11 protein-coding genes are annotated in these 16,048 nt (G+C 73.4%); 4 read left to right on the top strand and 7 right to left on the bottom strand.

Going from position 1 to position 16,048, the window contains the following annotated elements; translation table 11 throughout:
* Positions 1-115 precede the first annotated feature (115 nt).
* Entirely contained in the window at positions 116-979 is an 864-nt protein-coding gene (locus OG753_RS31815; RefSeq protein WP_405791064.1) for a phosphotransferase enzyme family protein, read from the top strand.
* Between the two features lie 111 nt (positions 980-1,090).
* Here OG753_RS31815 and OG753_RS31810 read toward each other — a convergent pair whose 3' ends face one another.
* From OG753_RS31810 to OG753_RS31790, 5 genes are all read right to left on the bottom strand, one after another.
* Positions 1,091-1,531: a nuclear transport factor 2 family protein gene (locus OG753_RS31810; RefSeq protein WP_327265033.1), complete on the bottom strand. Its 441-nt coding sequence runs from the start codon at positions 1,529-1,531 to the stop codon at positions 1,091-1,093.
* 89 nt (positions 1,532-1,620) lie between these two features.
* Positions 1,621-2,328, bottom strand: coding sequence for a WYL domain-containing protein (locus tag OG753_RS31805; RefSeq protein WP_327265032.1), 708 nt, complete (start codon positions 2,326-2,328; stop codon positions 1,621-1,623).
* A 116-nt stretch (positions 2,329-2,444) separates the two neighbouring features.
* On the bottom strand, positions 2,445-5,213 hold the full coding sequence (locus OG753_RS31800) for a hypothetical protein (RefSeq protein WP_405791063.1): 2,769 nt from the start codon (positions 5,211-5,213) through the stop codon (positions 2,445-2,447).
* 173 nt (positions 5,214-5,386) lie between these two features.
* Positions 5,387-6,106: a 3'-5' exonuclease gene (locus tag OG753_RS31795; RefSeq protein WP_327266971.1), complete on the bottom strand. Its 720-nt coding sequence runs from the start codon at positions 6,104-6,106 to the stop codon at positions 5,387-5,389.
* 122 nt (positions 6,107-6,228) lie between these two features.
* Positions 6,229-7,506, bottom strand: a complete 1,278-nt coding sequence (locus OG753_RS31790) for an SAV2148 family HEPN domain-containing protein (protein WP_327265030.1) — start codon at positions 7,504-7,506, stop codon at positions 6,229-6,231.
* A 287-nt stretch (positions 7,507-7,793) separates the two neighbouring features.
* On the opposite strand from OG753_RS31790, the gene glgX reads away from it, so the two are divergent.
* The gene (gene glgX / locus OG753_RS31785) at positions 7,794-9,908 is read left to right on the top strand and encodes a glycogen debranching protein GlgX (protein WP_327265029.1); all 2,115 of its coding nucleotides are present in this window, start codon (positions 7,794-7,796) and stop codon (positions 9,906-9,908) included.
* On the opposite strand, the gene OG753_RS31780 is transcribed toward glgX, so the two are convergent.
* Positions 9,893-11,209: an MFS transporter gene (locus OG753_RS31780; RefSeq protein ID WP_405791062.1), complete on the bottom strand. Its 1,317-nt coding sequence runs from the start codon at positions 11,207-11,209 to the stop codon at positions 9,893-9,895. The genes glgX and OG753_RS31780 overlap by 16 nt on opposite strands.
* A gap of 82 nt (positions 11,210-11,291) precedes the next feature.
* On the opposite strand from OG753_RS31780, the gene treY reads away from it, so the two are divergent.
* Positions 11,292-13,556 carry a malto-oligosyltrehalose synthase gene (treY, locus tag OG753_RS31775; RefSeq protein WP_405791061.1) on the top strand — a complete coding sequence of 755 codons (2,265 nt, stop codon included), beginning with the start codon at positions 11,292-11,294 and terminating at the stop codon, positions 13,554-13,556.
* Here the strand turns inward: treY and OG753_RS31770 are convergent.
* Positions 13,485-14,441: a LysR family transcriptional regulator gene (locus tag OG753_RS31770; RefSeq protein WP_405791060.1), complete on the bottom strand. Its 957-nt coding sequence runs from the start codon at positions 14,439-14,441 to the stop codon at positions 13,485-13,487. The two genes, treY and OG753_RS31770, sit on opposite strands and share 72 nt — an antisense overlap.
* Positions 14,442-14,524: 83 nt before the next feature.
* On the opposite strand from OG753_RS31770, the gene lpdA reads away from it, so the two are divergent.
* Positions 14,525-15,937: a dihydrolipoyl dehydrogenase gene (gene lpdA / locus OG753_RS31765; protein WP_405791059.1), complete on the top strand. Its 1,413-nt coding sequence runs from the start codon at positions 14,525-14,527 to the stop codon at positions 15,935-15,937.
* Positions 15,938-16,048: the final 111 nt, after the last annotated feature.

Below are 16,048 nucleotides of genomic sequence, written 5' to 3'. Positions count from 1 at the left end.
GCCACCTGCCGGAAGCCACCACATACTGGCTGACGACGGCTGATCCACGGCGGCCGGATCGCCGGACGGATCGCCGGCGGATCACGGGCGGGCGGCGAAGGGCGAGAGCGGCGGCATGGACGAGGCGCGGGCGAGGGACGTACTGGCGGCGGCGGGCCTGGCCCGGGGCGCGCCCCGGGAGGCGGTCCTCCTCGCGCTCGGCGAGAACGCGGTCTTCGCGGTCGGAGACCTGGTGGTGAAGGTGGGCCGGGAAGCGGCGCTGCTGGAGCGGGCCGCGCGGGAGCTGGCGGTGTCCGGCTGGCTCGCCGCGTCCGGCGTCCCGGCGGTCCGCGCGGCCGAGCCGAAGCCGCGGCTGGTGGACGGGCATCCCCTGACCCTCTGGCACCGGCTGCCGGACGCGGTGCGGCCCGCGGGGCCCGCGGACCTGGCGGAGCTGCTGCGCCTGGTGCACGCACTGCCCGCGCCGCCGTTCGCGCTGCCCGCACGGGACCTGCTGGCCGGGGTCGAGCGCTGGCTGCGGCTCGCGGGGGATTTCATCGACCCCGCCGACGCGGCCTACCTGCGGGCCCGCCGGGACGGCTACGCCGGTGAGGTGGCCGCGCTGACCCCGCGCCTCGCCCCGGGCCCGGTCCACGGCGACGCGCTGCCCCGCAACGTCCACGTGGGCGCGGACGGCCCGGCCCTGGTCGACCTGGAGACCGTGTCGGCCGATCTGCGCGAGCACGACCTGGTGGTGATGGCGCTCTCCCGCGACCGGTACGACATGCCCGCCGGGGAGTACGAGGCCTTCGTGGCGGCGTACGGGTGGGACGTCCGCGAATGGGAGGGCTGCGCGGTCCTGCGCGGTGCCCGGGAGACGGCCAGCTGTGCCTGGGTCGCCCAGCACGCCCCGGCCAATCCGAGGGCCCTGGCCGAATTCCGCCGCCGCGTGGCCTCCCTCAGGGACGGCGACCGGGAGATGCAGTGGCGTTCGTTCTAGGAGGCGGCGTCATCGTGGTCACGCCTGCCGTCACCGTGGTCACTCTCACGACCACGCCCACGGCCGCTCGCGTGGCCGGCACGGTCCCGTGCGGGCACGGGACCGTGCCGGTCAGGCGGCGAAGCGGCGGCTGCCGGTGAGTGACCACACGGCGGAGATCCGGCCGTCCGTGACGGCGAACATGTCGATGCCGCTCTTGACGATGACGTCTCCGTCACCGTCCGCGTGGCTCTCGCTCCACCGGCAGGCCATCTCGGCGCGCTCGGAGTCGACCAGTGGTGCGGCTTCGGCGGCGAAGGTCAGGCCGGTGAGGGCGTGGCTGTTGGCCGAGATGAACGCCGTCAGTTCCTCCTGGCCGAAGGTGTAGCCGGAGCCGGTGCCGTCGAAGTCGTCCGCGAAGTGCAGCCGGAAGCCGGGGGCGAGGATCTGCTCGGCGAGGGCGACGTCTCCGTTCCAGAGCGCCGTCCAGCCCTCCACCAGCCGGGTGCCGGCTTCCCGGGTCAGCAGGGCGGAGTCGGTGGCCGGGGTCGGGGTCGTCGTCGTCACAGACATGGGTGCCTTCCAGGGTCGGTTCGTGGTCACCCAGACTCCGGGCCCGGAGCGACAGCCCCCTGTCGGTGTTTAGCCCTCCGGGAGGCGGCTCAAGCGAAACTGTAGAGCTCGTCGAGCGCGACGAAATCCCGTCCCAGGGCGCCCAGTTCGGACAGGTCCACCGGGCGCGGCTCCGCCGTCTCCTCCAGGGCCCGCGCCTCGCGGATGCCGTCGAGGCGGAAGCCCCGGACGGCGGCGCGCAGCCGGCACCAGCCGATGAGGTGCCAGTGCTCGCCGCCGAGGAGGCCCAGGGGTTCGACGGTGCGGTCGGTGACCTTTCCCTGCTCGTCGGCGTAGCGCAGATGCAGCAGCCGGCGGGCGGAGAGCGCCTCGCGCAGGGCGTGCGGGAGCGCGGAGGGCCGTACGGGATGCACGGCGAGCCGTACCCGCGCGGCGAGTTCGCGCGCGGCCTGGCGTTCGCGCTGCGGCATGACGGCGAACACCTTGTACAGCGCCGAGCGGGCGTCCTCGTCGAACGGCGTCCCGGACAGCGTGTGCAGGGCGACAGCCAGGGCCGCCGCCTCGGCGGGGGTGATGGTCAGGGGCGGCAGGGTGTGGTCCTTGTCCACCACGTACCCGCCGCTGCGGCCCGGTTCGGCGTAGAGCGGCACGCCGGACTGTTGCAGGGCGCTGAGGTCGCGCTCGACGGTGCGGGTGCTGACGCCGAAGCGCTCGGCGAGCCACCGGGCGCTGCGCGGCCGGGGCGAGACCGCACGTAACTCCTCCACCAGGGCGTACAGACGCTCGGTACGGTTCACAGCCAAGGACCGTAGCCGATGCCCCGGGGCCGGAGCACGTGGATCCGGCCGGTGGGTCGAAGGGACCGGGTTCGGCGTGGGGGGTCCCGCCCCGCGGAGGGCGGGACCCCACGGCTCTACGACGTGTAGTAGCCGGCCACGTCGGCGATCAGGTGTACCGATCCCGCGTGGTTGTAGAAGCTGACCTTCCCGTTCACGACGGGGACGACGACCAGGTTCGGAATCGTCTGCCCCGCGGTGAAGTTGAGGTTCGACGCGCTGGTGCGGGTCGTGCCGTTCGGGTAGACGGACACGAAGCTGCCGGCGGTCGGCTCGGTGGCGGTGACGTTCAGCACCACTGCGGTGACCCCTGCCGGGATCCCCGCCGCTCCGGTGACCTGCAGGGTCACCGTGCCGGCCTCGCCCACCTTCGCCTTCGGCACGCCCAGGCCTTCACGGGTGTCCATCAGCCGCGTCGGCGTGATCGGCTTGTACGAGGAACCCGAACCGTCGGTCGTGTAGAAACCGGCGACGTCCGCGATCAGGTCCACCGAACCCGCGTGGTTGTAGAAGCTGACCTTCCCGTTCACCACGGGGACGACGACCAGGTTCGGAATCGTCTGCCCCGCCGTGAAGTTGAGGTTCGACGCACTCGTACGGGTCGTGCCGTTCGGGTAGACGGAGACGAAACTCCCCGCCGTCGGCCCGGTGGCCGTGACGTTCAGGACCACCGCGGTGACACCCGTCGCCGGGATCCCCGCCGTGCCCGCGACCTGCAGGGTCACCGTGCCCGCCTCACCGACCCGGGCCTTGGGCACGCCCAGACCCTCACGGGTGTCCATCAGCCGGGTCGGCGTGATCGGCTTGTAGGTGGAACCCGAACCGTCGGTCGTGTAGAAACCGGCGACGTCCGCGATCAGGTGCACCGAACCCGCGTGGTTGTAGAAGCTGACCTTCCCGTTCACGACGGGGACGACGACCAGGTTCGGAATCGTCTGCCCCGCCGTGAAGTTGAGGTTCGACGCGCTGGTGCGGGTCGTGCCGTTCGGGTACACCGACACGAAGCTGCCCGCGGTCGCCTCGGTGGCGGTCACGTTCAGCACCACCGCGGTCGCGCCGGCGGGGATCCCGGCCGTGCCCGCGACCTGCAGGGTCACCGTCCCGGCCGCGCCCACCTTCGCCTTCGGCACACCCAGACCCTCACGGGTGTCCATCAGCCGCGTCGGCGTGATCGGCTTGTACGTACCGAGGCCGGAGGACGGGGGCGGGGTCACCGTCAGGGTGCCACCCGAGTAACTGCTGTTCAGCACGGTGACGCGGATGTTCCAGATACCGGCCGGGGCCGTGCGCAGATCCACGGTCGCCTTCAGCGTCCGGCCGTCGTCGGAGACCGAGACGGTCGTGGCCGTCAGCGGCGCCGGGCCGCCGGTGAGCTGGACGGTGGAGCTCATGCCCAGGGCCGTGCCCGTCACGGTGAGGGTCGCGACCGAACCGCTCTGCGCGGTGTTCGGCGTGACCGTCCCGACGGACACCTCCTCGGCGCCGCAGGGCGCCGTCGTGCAGACGAGCTCGGCCCGGTAGGCCGTACGGTCCGCCCCGTCCGGCAGGGGGAGGACGAAGAGGCTCTCTCCGGCCGCGGAGCAATCGTGCGGCGACGAGTTGCCCGTGCACAGGTCGGTTCCGGCCTTGCTGTAGAACGCGGGCCGCGGGGTGCGCGCCCCACCGTCCGTTGCCGTGACAGTGGCCCTGAACCGGTCACCCGAGACGCTCGGCAGGACCGCGCAGACGGCGGTGCGCTCCGCGGAGAGCGTGCCGGTCAGCGGGCCGTACCCGTGCGCGACGGATCCGGCACGGGTGCACTCGGGCGCCGCACCGGCGGCCGTGGCGATCCGCCATGCGTCGAGGCGGTAGGAGTCGGGCAGGGACCAGTCCTGCGGTACCTGGGTCACGACCTGGTAGCTGGTGGAACCGGTGACGATGCACGCCCAGCTCTTCTGGTGGCAGGCGATTCCGCCGTTACCGTCCATGATCAGCAGGTGCGTGCTGTCGTGGGCGTCCCGGACGTCGAGGCGCAGCCGGTCCGTGGCCGCGGACGTGGTGATCCGGTGGCAGCGCAGGGTGCCGTTCTGGCCGGAGGCGCCGCTCGTGGCCGGGGCTCCGACCGCCGTCGCGGCGGAGGCGGCGCATCCCGGGGCCGTGGCGGTGACGTCCCGGCGGTCCAGGGTGTGGGTGCGAACGGCGTCCTGGCCCCGCACGAGCACCGTGTACGCCGCGCCGGCCGCGAAGGAGCAGCTGGTGAGGCCGTCCGTCCTGAGCTGCTGACCCGGGGCGGGGTGGTTGTAGCAGTCGGGGCCGCTGCCATCGGTGGCGATCACGCTGAGCACGAACTTCGGGAACAGGTCCGTGTCGTCGGGGAAGCCGTAGCGAATGCGGAGCAGCTCGGACGTGGAGTGCGCGTCGGCCGGAATGGTCAGGCAGTGCGAGAAGACGCCGTTGCCGGTCTCCAGGCGCACGGCGCCCTTGTCGTCGGCGAAGCTGCCGGCGGGCAGGACCTGGCAGCCGTTCTGGACGATGTCCGTACGGACGAAGTGCACGCCGTACGACCCGGTCTCGGTGTCGTCCCCGGCGCGCACGAGCGCACGGAACGGCGCCGTTCCGGTGAGGGCGCAGTCGCCCAGGCCCAGGGCGCCTTCGGTGCACTGAACGGCGCCCTTGCTGTCGACCACCTCGACCACGACGGTCAGGCCCGCTCCGCCGAGCGAGGTGAGGGCGGCGATCCGGGCGCCCTTCGGGCTCGGCAGTTCCAGGCAGTGCGTCTGCCCGGCGGTGGTCAGGGTGCCCGTGTACCGTCCTTCGGTGACGCCGACGCAGTCCTCGGCGGCCGGTGCGGCCTGGGCTGCGCCCACCGGGAGGAGAAGCGCGGCGAGGACGGCCAGCAGGATGGTTATTACGGTGGAAAACGGACGTCTAGCGGATGCCGTTGGGCTTGGCATGAACCCCCCAGGGTGATGTGCGACGAGAGATCGTCGCACATCCGTAGGGGTCGGCCCGCCTGCTTATTCGTCCGGGAGGAGCCGGCTCAGGCCGGGACCAGTCCGCGCAGCGGCCAGGCCTCGTCGATCACCGCGTCCGGGGTGCCCTGGCGGCGCAGGTACGACTGGAAGTCCCGGGCCCAGCGCGCGTGCCAGGTGCTCTGGCGCGCGTGCAGGTCGGCCGGGGTGAGCGCGGCGACCTCCGGGTGCCGCTCGGCTATCGCGCGGGCCACCTGGACCGCGGCCAGCGCGTCCGCCCCCGCGTCGTGCGCGTCGTCGAGGGTGACCCCGTACACCCCGCAGACCGCCTCCAGGGTCCGCTTGCCCCGCCGGTAGCGGTCCACGGCCCGGTCGATGGTCAGCGGGTCCACCACCGGCCCGGTCTGCGCCCCGCCCAGCCGGTCGGCCAGTGACGGCAGCCCGTGCCGGGCCAGTTCGGCCGTCAGCAGCGTCAGGTCGAAGGCCGCGTTGTACGCGACCACCACCGCACCGGCCCGCCAGTGGCCGACCAGGGCCTCCGCGACCTCGTCCGCGACCTCCCGCACCGGGCGCCCCTCGGCGACCGCGCGCTCCGTGCTGATCCCGTGGATCGCCGAGGCCCCCTCCGGGATCGGTATGCCCGGATCGGCGAGCCAGCCGCGCCGCTCGCGCACCGCTCCGCCCCGCACCTCGACCAGGGCCGCCGTCACGATCCGCGACTCCCCCGGCTCCGTGCCGGTCGTCTCCAGGTCGAATCCGATCAGCACACCGCCGTGCCAGTCCCCCATGCCGTGCCAGTCCTCCACCCCGTGCCCCTCCCCCGTACACCTTCGGTCAACGGGTTTCAGCCTGCCACGGGGCACTGACAGCCGGGCCGCCGGGGCCGCGGGTCACGCGCTCGTACCGCCGGTCAGGACACCGGCCGGGAGTCCTCCCACATGGACTCGAATTCCTCCCGGTACGTCGTGAACAGGCCGTGCTCCGCGTCCTTCGGCACTCCGCGCCCGCCGCCCCGCAGCACCAGGACGGGCGACTCCATGCCGCGCGCCCGCCGCAGGTACGACTGGACCACCGCGATGCCCGAGGACTGCCCCTCGACCAGGTACGCGGTGAAGCGCGGGGTCTCGTCGAACACGTGGATCTCGAAGCGGGAGGGGTCCCGCAGGCCCGCCCGGACCCGGCGGACGTGCAGGATGTTCATCTCCACCGAGCGGCTCAGCTCGCCCTTGCGCAGTCCCAGTTCCCGCTCGCGCCGCTTCACGGCGCTGCTCGCCGGGTTCAGGAACAGCAGCCGCACCCGGCAGCCGGCCTCGGTGAGCCGGACGAGTCTTCGGCCCGAGAAGTTCTGGACCAGCAGGTTGAGCCCTATGCCGATGGCGTCGAGCCGCCGGGCGCCCCCGAAGAGGTCCTCGGCCGGGAGCTGGCGCTGCAGCCGTACCCGGTCCGGGTGGACCGAGATGACGTCCGCGTACCGGTCGCCCACCAGGTCCTCGACGGCGTCGATCGGCAGCCGCTCGGCCGAGGGGCTGCCGGAGACCCCGCCCAGGACCTCCAGCAGGCGCGCCGAGGCGCGTTCCGCCTGTTCCAGCACGGGCCGGGACAGGGCCCGGTTGCGCGACACGACGTTGCGGGTGACCTCGAGCTCGTCGAGGGCGAGCTCGATCTCGCGCCGGTCGTCGAAGTACGGCTCGAAGCAGGGCCAGTGCTGGACCATCAGCTCCCGCAGCTGGGGCAGGGTGAGGAAGCTCAGCACGTTGTCGTCGGCCGAGTCGAGCAGGTAGCCCTTGCGCCGGCTGACCTCGCGCACGGCGACGGCCCGCTGCACCCATTCCTGCCCGGCGGGTCCGGCGGCGGCGACGACCCAGTCGTCCGTGCCGTGCACCGGCTCGTAGATCGGCCGGAGCACCGCCCCGACCACCGCGCGCAGCCGCTGCTCGATGAGGTTCAGCCAGATGTACGCACGGCCGGCCCGCTGCGCCCGGGTACGGACCTCGCTCCAGGCCTCCGTGCCCCAGTCCAGCTCGACGCCGGCCCCCGCGCTCCCGGCCGCCGCCGGTCCGCCCGCCAGGGAGACCGCCCCGGCCGGGATCCCCGCGGGTGTCCCGCCGGGGACACCACCTGGGGCGTCCGCCGGGCCACCCTCGTGACTGCTGTCACCAGGGGGCAGCTCCAGACCTCCCGAGCTCACCCGTGCACCGCCTTCTGCGTCTGGACGCCCGTCTCCAGTGATCACGGAAGGGTACTCCGCGCGCGCGGCCCGGTGCAGCCCGACGGCCCTTACGAAGGAGGTCCGTTGACCCATTATCCGATGCACACACAGTCCGCTGACCCGCATATCGGCTCTGCGGGTCACCCGGTAGGACCCCTCGCAAGTCCGCGCTTGGGGCCCCTCTTTCGGGGAAGATCTGGCAGGGACTTGAGTCCACGCCGGGTCAGCCGGGACATCTTCGGGCAATGAGGGAAGAGTCGTTATCTATGCAGGTCTGGCCGGGACAGGCGTATCCGCTGGGTGCCACGTACGACGGCGCCGGCACCAACTTCGCGGTCTATTCGGAGGCCGCCCGACGCATCGAGCTGTGCCTCCTCCATGACGACGGGTCCGAGTCCGCGGTGGAACTGCGGGAGACGGACGCCTTCGTCCGTCACGCGTACCTGCCCGGGGTGATGCCGGGGCAGCGGTACGGCTTCCGCGTCCACGGGCCGTACGAGCCCGAGCGCGGCCGCCGCTGCAACGCGGCGAAGCTGCTCCTGGACCCGTACGCGCGGGCCATCAGCGGCCGGGTCAGCTGGAACGAGGCGGTGTACGGCTACCACTTCGGCCGTCCCGACTCGCGCAACGACCTGGACTCCGCCCCGCACACCATGAGCTCGGTGGTGGTGAACCCGTACTTCGACTGGGCCAACGACCGGCCGCCGCGTCACGAGTACCACCACACCGTGCTGTACGAGGCCCACGTCAAGGGCCTGACCATGCACCATCCGGACCTCCCGGAGGAGCTGCGGGGCACCTACGGGGCGCTCGCGCATCCCGCGGTCATCGGCCACCTCACCAAGCTCGGGGTGACGGCGCTGGAGCTGATGCCGGTGCACCAGTTCGTCAACGACCACCGGCTGGTCAACGACGGGCTGAGCAACTACTGGGGTTACAACACCATCGGATTCTTCGCCCCGCACAACGGCTACGCCTCGGGCGACCGCGGCCAGCAGGTGCTGGAGTTCAAGTCGGCGGTCCGGGCCCTGCACGAGGCCGGCATCGAGGTGATCCTCGACGTGGTCTACAACCACACGGCCGAGGGGAACCACCTGGGGCCGACACTGTCCTTCCGCGGGCTGGACAACGCCTCGTACTACCGGCTGGCGGACGACCCGCGCCACTACATGGACACCACCGGCACCGGCAACTCGCTGCTGATGCGCTCCCCGCACGTGCTCCAGCTGATCATGGACTCGCTGCGCTACTGGGTGACCGAGATGCACGTGGACGGCTTCCGCTTCGATCTCGCGGCGACGCTGGCCCGCCAGTTCCACGAGGTGGACCGGCTGTCCTCGTTCTTCGACCTGGTCCAGCAGGATCCCGTGGTGAGCCAGGTGAAGCTGATCGCGGAGCCCTGGGACCTGGGCGAGGGCGGCTACCAGGTGGGCAACTTCCCGCCGCTGTGGACCGAGTGGAACGGCAAGTACCGGGACACCGTACGGGACCTGTGGCGCGGGCAGCCGCGCACGCTGGCCGAGTTCGCGGGGCGGCTGACCGGCTCCTCCGACCTCTACCAGGACGACGGACGGCGCCCGCTGGCGTCGATCAACTTCACCACCTGCCACGACGGTTTCACCCTGAACGACCTGGTGTCGTACGACGAGAAGCACAACGAGGCGAACCGGGAGGGCAATCGGGACGGCGAGACCCACAACCGCTCCTGGAACTGCGGTGTGGAGGGTCCCACCGAGGATCCGGAGGTCCTGGAGCTGCGCGAACGCCAGATGCGCAACTTCACGGCCACCCTGATGCTGTCGCAGGGCGTGCCGATGCTCAGCCACGGCGACGAGTTCGGCCGCACCCAGCAGGGCAACAACAACGCGTACTGCCAGGACAACGAGTTGTCGTGGGTGAGCTGGCCGGAGCCCGGCAAACCGGCTCCGTCCCTGCTGGAGTTCACCCGGCGGATGGTGTGGCTGCGCCGCGACCACCCGGTCTTCCGGCGGCGCCGGTTCTTCCACGGGCGGCCGGTGGAGGGCACGCACGACGAGCTCTCCGACATCGCCTGGTTCACCCCGCACGGCGAGGAGATGCGGGCGCGGGACTGGCAGGCGCAGCACGCGAGGGCGCTGACCGTGTTCCTGAACGGGGAGGCGATCTCCGAGCCGGGCACCCGCGGGGAGCGGATCACCGACGACTCGTTCCTGCTGATGTTCAACGCGGGCGCGGAACCGCAGGACTTCACCGTTCCGGCGGGCTTCGGCGCGCAGTGGCGGCTGGTGGTGGACACGGCGCGGGCGGACGTACTGCCACCCGGCACCGGGCCGCAGTATGCGGCCGGGGACCGGGTGGCGCTGACGGGGCGGTGTCTGGTGGTGCTTCAGCGCCCGGCGTAGACGGCGGCGCTCCCGTCCGCCGCCGGGGCGGAGCCGGCCCGCGGGCCCGCGACGCTCACCCTGGCGGTGTGCGTCCGGGCGGCGGGCACCTCGGTGACGAGGGCGAGGAGCAGGCAGACGGCGGCCGCCCCGACGGCCACGGCGAAGGCCCCTGCGGGGCCGTACCCCTCGGCGAGGCGCCCGCAGGCGACGAGGGCCGTGGCCTGCCCGGCCACCAGGCAGCTGGCGGCGAGGGCCATCGAGGCGGAGAGCCGGGCCGGTTCCACGGACCGCTCGGTGAGCGCGAACGCGGTGATCAGGTGGGGTGCGTAGGCGGCGCCGAGCACGGTGACGACGACGTACAGCGGCCACAGGCCGTCGGTGACCAGCAGCGGCGCCGAGAACACCAGGGCCGCTCCGGTCGCCGCCCGCCAGCGCAGCCGCAGCCCGAAGCGGGCGGGCAGCGCGCCGAGCGAGATGCCGACGACCGCGCTGACGACACCCATGGCCGAGTAGACGACGGCGGCCTGGTCCGGGACGCCGAGCCGGATGGTGAGCGCGGTGATGCCCGCCTGGCAGGCGCCGAACATCGCGCCCTGCAGAAAGAGGGAGCCGCGTACGGCGTGGACCACGCCGGGCGGCCGGACCCGGCTACCCGCACCCCGGTCGCGCGCGGGGAACCCTCCCCCGGACTCCGTCCGGGGGTACCCCCCGGTGACGGCGGCGGTCGGGTGCAGCGCGTAGACGGTGCCGAAGACGGCGACGAGGCCGGCCGCGGCGGCGAGGGCGAAGGCCGGGTGGGCGAGGAGCGCGGCGAGTCCGACCAGGGCGGGGCCGAAGACGAAGGAGACCTCGTCCAGGGTGCCTTCGAGGGCGTGGACCGCGCCTACGACACTCTCGTCGGCCTTGGCCCGGTGGGCCAGGGCGACGGACCGGGTACGGGCGAGCGGTCCGATCAGCGGTACGGAGGCGCCGGTGAGCGCGCCGATCGCGGCGAGCGGGACGGTGGCCAGGTGCGCGAGCGCCCCGGCGACCAGGGCGGCGGTGGCCACGGCGTTGACGGCGGCCGCGGCCAGGACGACGCGGCGCTGCCCGTGCCGGTCGGAGAGCCAGCCGAGGACGGGCCCGAAGAGGACCTGTCCGACGGAGAGGGCGCCGCCGACGATACCCGCGGTGGCGAGGGAGCCGCTGGTCTGGGCGACCAGCAGGAAGCTGCCGAACTGGGACATCGCGACGGGCAGTCGGGCGAGGAAAGAGACGAGCGGAAGTAGGGGCCCGGTCAGGGCGATGACTCTTCGATAGGTGTTGACGGTTCCAACCACTTGATCAACGCTAACCCGATGCAGTCACTCGGATGCATTGGGTAATGGCACGGAATCCGGCAGGCTGGGTACGTACGTTCTCATGAGCCAGCCGCACCCGACCCCTGAATCGGAATCTGACGTTCCGACACCTGTCACTCCGACGTCGACCTACCGCCTCCAGCTGTGCCCGGAGTTTCCCTTCGCGGCGGCGGAAGCAGTCGTGCCGCACATCGCCTCGCTCGGCGTGTCACACCTGCACCTCTCCCCCGTCCTGGAGGCTGCACCCGGCTCGACGCACGGCTACGACGTCACCGACCACTCCCGCGTGCGGGCCGAGCTCGGCGGCGAGCCGGGGCTGCGGGCGCTGGCCGGGGCCGCCCGGGCGCACGGGCTCGGCCTGGTCCTCGACATCGTGCCCAACCACATGGCGGTGCCGACCCCGCTGCGGCTGAACCGGCCTCTGTGGGAGGTGCTGCGGGACGGGCCCGCCTCGCCGTACGCACGCTGGTTCGACATCGACTGGGAGGCGGGCGGCGGGCAGGTGCTGCTGCCCGTGCTCGCCGGTCCGGTGGAGACCTGCGAGCTGGAGGCCGACGGCGAGGTGCTGCGCTACGGGGAGCAGGAGTTCCCGCTGCGCGAGGGGACCGCGGGGCTGGCCCTGCCCGAGCTGCTCGCCGCGCAGTGGTACCGGCCGGCCTGGTGGCGCGAAGCCCGTACCTCGCTCAACTACCGCCGCTTCTTCACCATTTCGGATCTGATCGGGGTCCGGGTCGAGGACCCCGAGGTGTTCACCGCCACCCATGCGAAGGTGCTGGAACTGGTCCGGGACGGGGTCGCGGAGGGGCTGCGGATCGACCACGTGGACGGTCTGGCGGACCCGGAGGAGTACCTGCGGCGGCTGCGGGCCGCCGCAGGCGAGCACTGCTGGGTGGTGGTCGAGAAGATCCTGGCCCGCGAGGAGCGGCTGCCGTCGGCCTGGCCGGTGGCGGGGACCACCGGCTACGACGCCCTGCACCGGGTGGACGGGGTGTTCACCGACCCGGAGGGAGCCGCGGAACTGGCGGCCCGGTACGGGGAGAGCACCGGGCTGCCGCAGTGGCCGGAGGCGGCCCGGACGTCCGCACGGGAGGTGCTGACCGGCGACCTGGCCGCCGAGCTGGGGGTACTGGAACGGCAGGCCGGGCCGGAACTGGCGCCAGCCGTAAGGGAGTTGCTGATCGTCTTCCCCGTCTACCGGCCGTACCCCGGCGAGAGCGACCTGCCGCCGCGGGCCCTGGAACAGGCGGCCGCGGCGGCCGGCGCGGGCGCGGTGGCCGCCGTACGGGAGCTGCTGCTGCGGGATCCGGCCTTCGCCGCCCGCTTCGCCCAGACCTCGGCGGCCCTGCGCGCCAAGTCCCTGGAGGACCGGGCCTTCTACCGGTACGCGCCGCTGCTGTCGGCCACCGAGGTCGGCGGGGAGCCGGGGCGGCCGGCGGTGTCGGCCGCGGAGTTCCACGCGTACTGCGCCGCCCTCGCCGAGGAGTGGCCCGGGGCCGGGACCGTGCTGTCCACGCACGACACCAAGCGCAGCGCGGACGTCCGGGCCCGGATCGCTGCGCTGTCCCAGGCGCCGGAGCTGATGGGCAGCCCGGCCGGGCCCGACCCCCAACTGGCCTGGGTGGCCCACCAGACCGCGGTGGGCCTCGGCAACGTCCCCAAGGCCGGGCCCCGGCTGACCGGCGCCCTGCTCAAGGCGGTCCGCGAGGCGGCCCTGCGCACCAGCTGGACCGAGCCGGACGAGGCGTACGAGGCGGGCGTGGCCTCGTACGTCCAGGGCCCCGTCGACCTCCCGGCGGAGCTGGCCGGGGCCGCCCGGGCGAATCTGCTCGGCATGACCCTGCTGCACCTGGCGATGCCGGGGGTCCCGGAGGTCTACCAGGGCGCGGAGACGGAGTACCGGGCCCTGGTGGACCCCGACAACCGGCGTCCGGCCCACTTCCCCACCGGGGCGCTGAACCGGCTGGACGCCGGCGCCGCCCCGCAGGACCCGGCCGAGGAGAAGCTGAGCCTGACGGCCACCCTGCTGCGGCTCCGGCGGGAGCGGCCCGAGCTCTTCCGGGGCTACGCGCCCGTCCTGGCCCGGGGCCCGGCCGCCGACCACCTGGTGGCCTTCACCCGGGGCCCCGGGCTGCTGGTGGCGGCCACCCGGCTGTCCCACCGGCTGGCGGCCTCCGGCGGCTGGCGCGACACCCGCCTGCACCTGCCGCCCGGCACCTGGACCGCCCTCGTCCCCGGCTCCCCCGACTCCACGCCCTCACACAGCGGTTCGCCCGAGGTCGACGGCCTGCTGGCGGGCCGGCCGGTGGGGATCTGGCTGCGCGGGTGATCCGGCGGGGCCGCGGCCGGCGCCGATCAGCTCCCCGAAGGCGGCCGCGGCCCCGGTCAGCGGGACCCTGGAGAAGACGGCGAGGGGCCGGTGCCACGGCGGGTCGAGGGGGAGCAGTACGCAGTCCTCGCCGACGGCGCCGCGGACCATGTGGGCCGGGGCCATGACGATGCCCACCCCGGCGGCCGCCATCCGTACGGCCGTCGAGGTGTGCTCCGTACGCAGCACCGTGTGCGGGGTGAAGCCGAGCGCCCCGCACGCCCGGTCGAGTACGAGGACCCCGTCGACCAGCGGTTCCATCGCGCAGCGGATCCAGTCGTGATGGGCGAGCTCGGCGAGGCGGACGGCCTCGCGGCCGGCCAGCGGATCGTCGAAGGGGACGACGATGACCAGTTCCTCGCGGCCGGCCGGGAGCAGGGGGCCCTGCCACCCCGCGGGCTCGGGACCCACCGCGAGGTCCGCGACACCCCGTTCCAGCTGTTCCTCCAGCGCCTCGGTGGAGCCGTACTCCCGGATCACCAGGGAGACCTCCGGGTGCAGGGACCGCCAGCGGGCGGCGACGCCGGGCAGCAGGCCGACGGCCAGGGCGTGCACGGTGGCGATGTGCAGTTCCCCGCCGGCCACCCCCGCCGCGGCGCGGGCGGCCCGCTCGGCCTGGTGGGCGCTGCGGACGGCGAGCTGCGCGTGCGGGAGGAAGGCGCGGCCCATGGCGGTGAGCCGGACCCCGCGCGGCATGCGCTCCAGCAGCGCGCCGCCCACGGACCGCTCCAGGGCCTTGACCTGGTGGGACAGGGCGGGCTGGGTGACGTGCAGGCTGTCCGCGGCGCGGGTGAAGGAGGACTCCTCCACGACGGCGAGGAAGTACTCCATCTGGCGCAGGCTCATGACCTCCGAGCATAAAGATCCTGCATGGATCCCAGAGGATCATTTCCTTGGACTCGGTCCAACGGGCCCTAGAGGCTGGGCACATGACCAACGACAGCACCGTGGATGTGATCGTGATCGGCGGCGGCACGGGCGGCTACAGCACCGCCCTGCGCGCCTCGGCCCTGGGCCTGAGCGTCCTGCTCGCGGAACGTGACAAGGTCGGCGGGACCTGCCTGCACCGGGGCTGCATCCCCAGCAAGGCCATGCTGCACGCGGCGGAACTCGTCGACGGCATCGCCGAGGCGCGCGAGCGCTGGGGGGTCCGGGTGAGCGTGGACTCGGTCGACTGGACGGCCCTGACCGCCACCCGGGACGAGATCGTCTCCCGCAACCACCGGGGTGTGGAGGGGCACTTGGAGCACGCGGGGGTGCGGGTGGTGCGCAGCGGGGCCCGGTTGACCGGGCCGCGTTCCGTCCGGACCGAGGACGGCCGGGAGTTCACCGCAGTCCGGGGGATCGTGCTGGCCACCGGGTCCCGGCCGCGCACCCTGCCGGGACTGGAGCCCGACGGCCACGCGGTGGTGACCAGTGACGACGCGCTGTTCGCGCCCGGGCTGCCGGCTTCGGTGCTGGTGCTGGGCGGCGGGGCGATCGGGGTGGAGTACGCGTCCTTCCACCGTTCCATGGGCGCCGGGGTGACCCTGGTCGAGGCCGCGGACCGGCTGGTCCCGCTGGAGGACGCGGACGTGTCCCGGCATCTGGCGCGGGGCCTGAAGAAGCGCGGGATCGACGTGCAGACCGGGGCCCGGCTGGAGGGGGCGGAGCGGCTCGCCTCCGGTGGCGTCCGGGCCACCGTGCGCACCGCGCGCGGGGAGCTGCGCGAGATCCGGGCGGAGCGGCTGCTGGTGGCGGTCGGGCGGGTGCCCGTCACCGACGGGCTGGACCTCGCGGCGGCCGGACTGGCCACCGACGGAAGGGGGTTCGTGGCCCCGGCCGACTGGTCCCGGCTGGAGACCGCCGTCCCGGGGATCCATGTCGTGGGTGACCTGCTGCCGCCGCCCTCGCCCGGGCTGGCGCACGCCTCCTTCGCGGAGGGGCTGCTGGTGGCCGAGACGCTGGCCGGGGTGGCGAGCGCGCCGGTGGACTACGCGGCCGTGCCGCGGGTGACCTACTCGGCCCCGCAGACCGCGGCCGTCGGGCTGACGGAGGCGCAGGCGCGCGAGGCGGCGTACGACGTGGTGGTGAACACGATGCCGCTGACCGCCGTGGCCAAGGGCATGGTGCACGGGCAGGGGGGCACCGTGAAGGTGGTCGCGGAACGGGGCGGACGGGTGCTCGGCGTGCACCTGGTCGGGCCACACGTGTCCGAGATGATCGCGGAGAGCCAGCTGATCGTGGGCTGGGACGCGGAGCCGGGCGACGTGGCGCGGCACATCCACGCCCACCCGACGCTCTCGGAGGCGGTCGGAGAGGCCTTCCTGAGCCTTGCGGGCCGCGGCCTGCACCAGCAGTAGCCCGATCCGGACCGGGTCCCCGCCGACACCCCGCAGCCGTGGCCGCAGCTGTTGCCACCGCCGTTGCCGCAGGCCTTGGCCAGGGGTTTCCCGGGGATTCGAGGAAACTTG

The sequence above is a fragment of the Streptomyces sp. NBC_00029 genome, from assembly GCF_045160505.1.
Taxonomy (GTDB): Bacteria; Actinomycetota; Actinomycetes; order Streptomycetales; family Streptomycetaceae; genus Streptomyces.
This window is presented reverse-complemented; position numbering and strand designations above follow the sequence as displayed.

Excerpts from the sequence above, each read along its gene's own strand:
- lpdA (WP_405791059.1), top strand. The coding sequence starts at position 14,525 with ATGACCAACGACAGCACCGTGGATGTGATCGTGATCGGCGGCGGCACG.
- OG753_RS31815 (WP_405791064.1), top strand. The coding sequence starts at position 116 with ATGGACGAGGCGCGGGCGAGGGACGTACTGGCGGCGGCGGGCCTGGCC.
- treY (WP_405791061.1), top strand. The coding sequence starts at position 11,292 with ATGAGCCAGCCGCACCCGACCCCTGAATCGGAATCTGACGTTCCGACA.
- glgX (WP_327265029.1), top strand. The coding sequence starts at position 7,794 with ATGCAGGTCTGGCCGGGACAGGCGTATCCGCTGGGTGCCACGTACGAC.
- OG753_RS31810 (WP_327265033.1), bottom strand. The coding sequence starts at position 1,531 with ATGTCTGTGACGACGACGACCCCGACCCCGGCCACCGACTCCGCCCTG.
- OG753_RS31770 (WP_405791060.1), bottom strand. The coding sequence starts at position 14,441 with ATGAGCCTGCGCCAGATGGAGTACTTCCTCGCCGTCGTGGAGGAGTCC.
- OG753_RS31795 (WP_327266971.1), bottom strand. The coding sequence starts at position 6,106 with ATGGGGGACTGGCACGGCGGTGTGCTGATCGGATTCGACCTGGAGACG.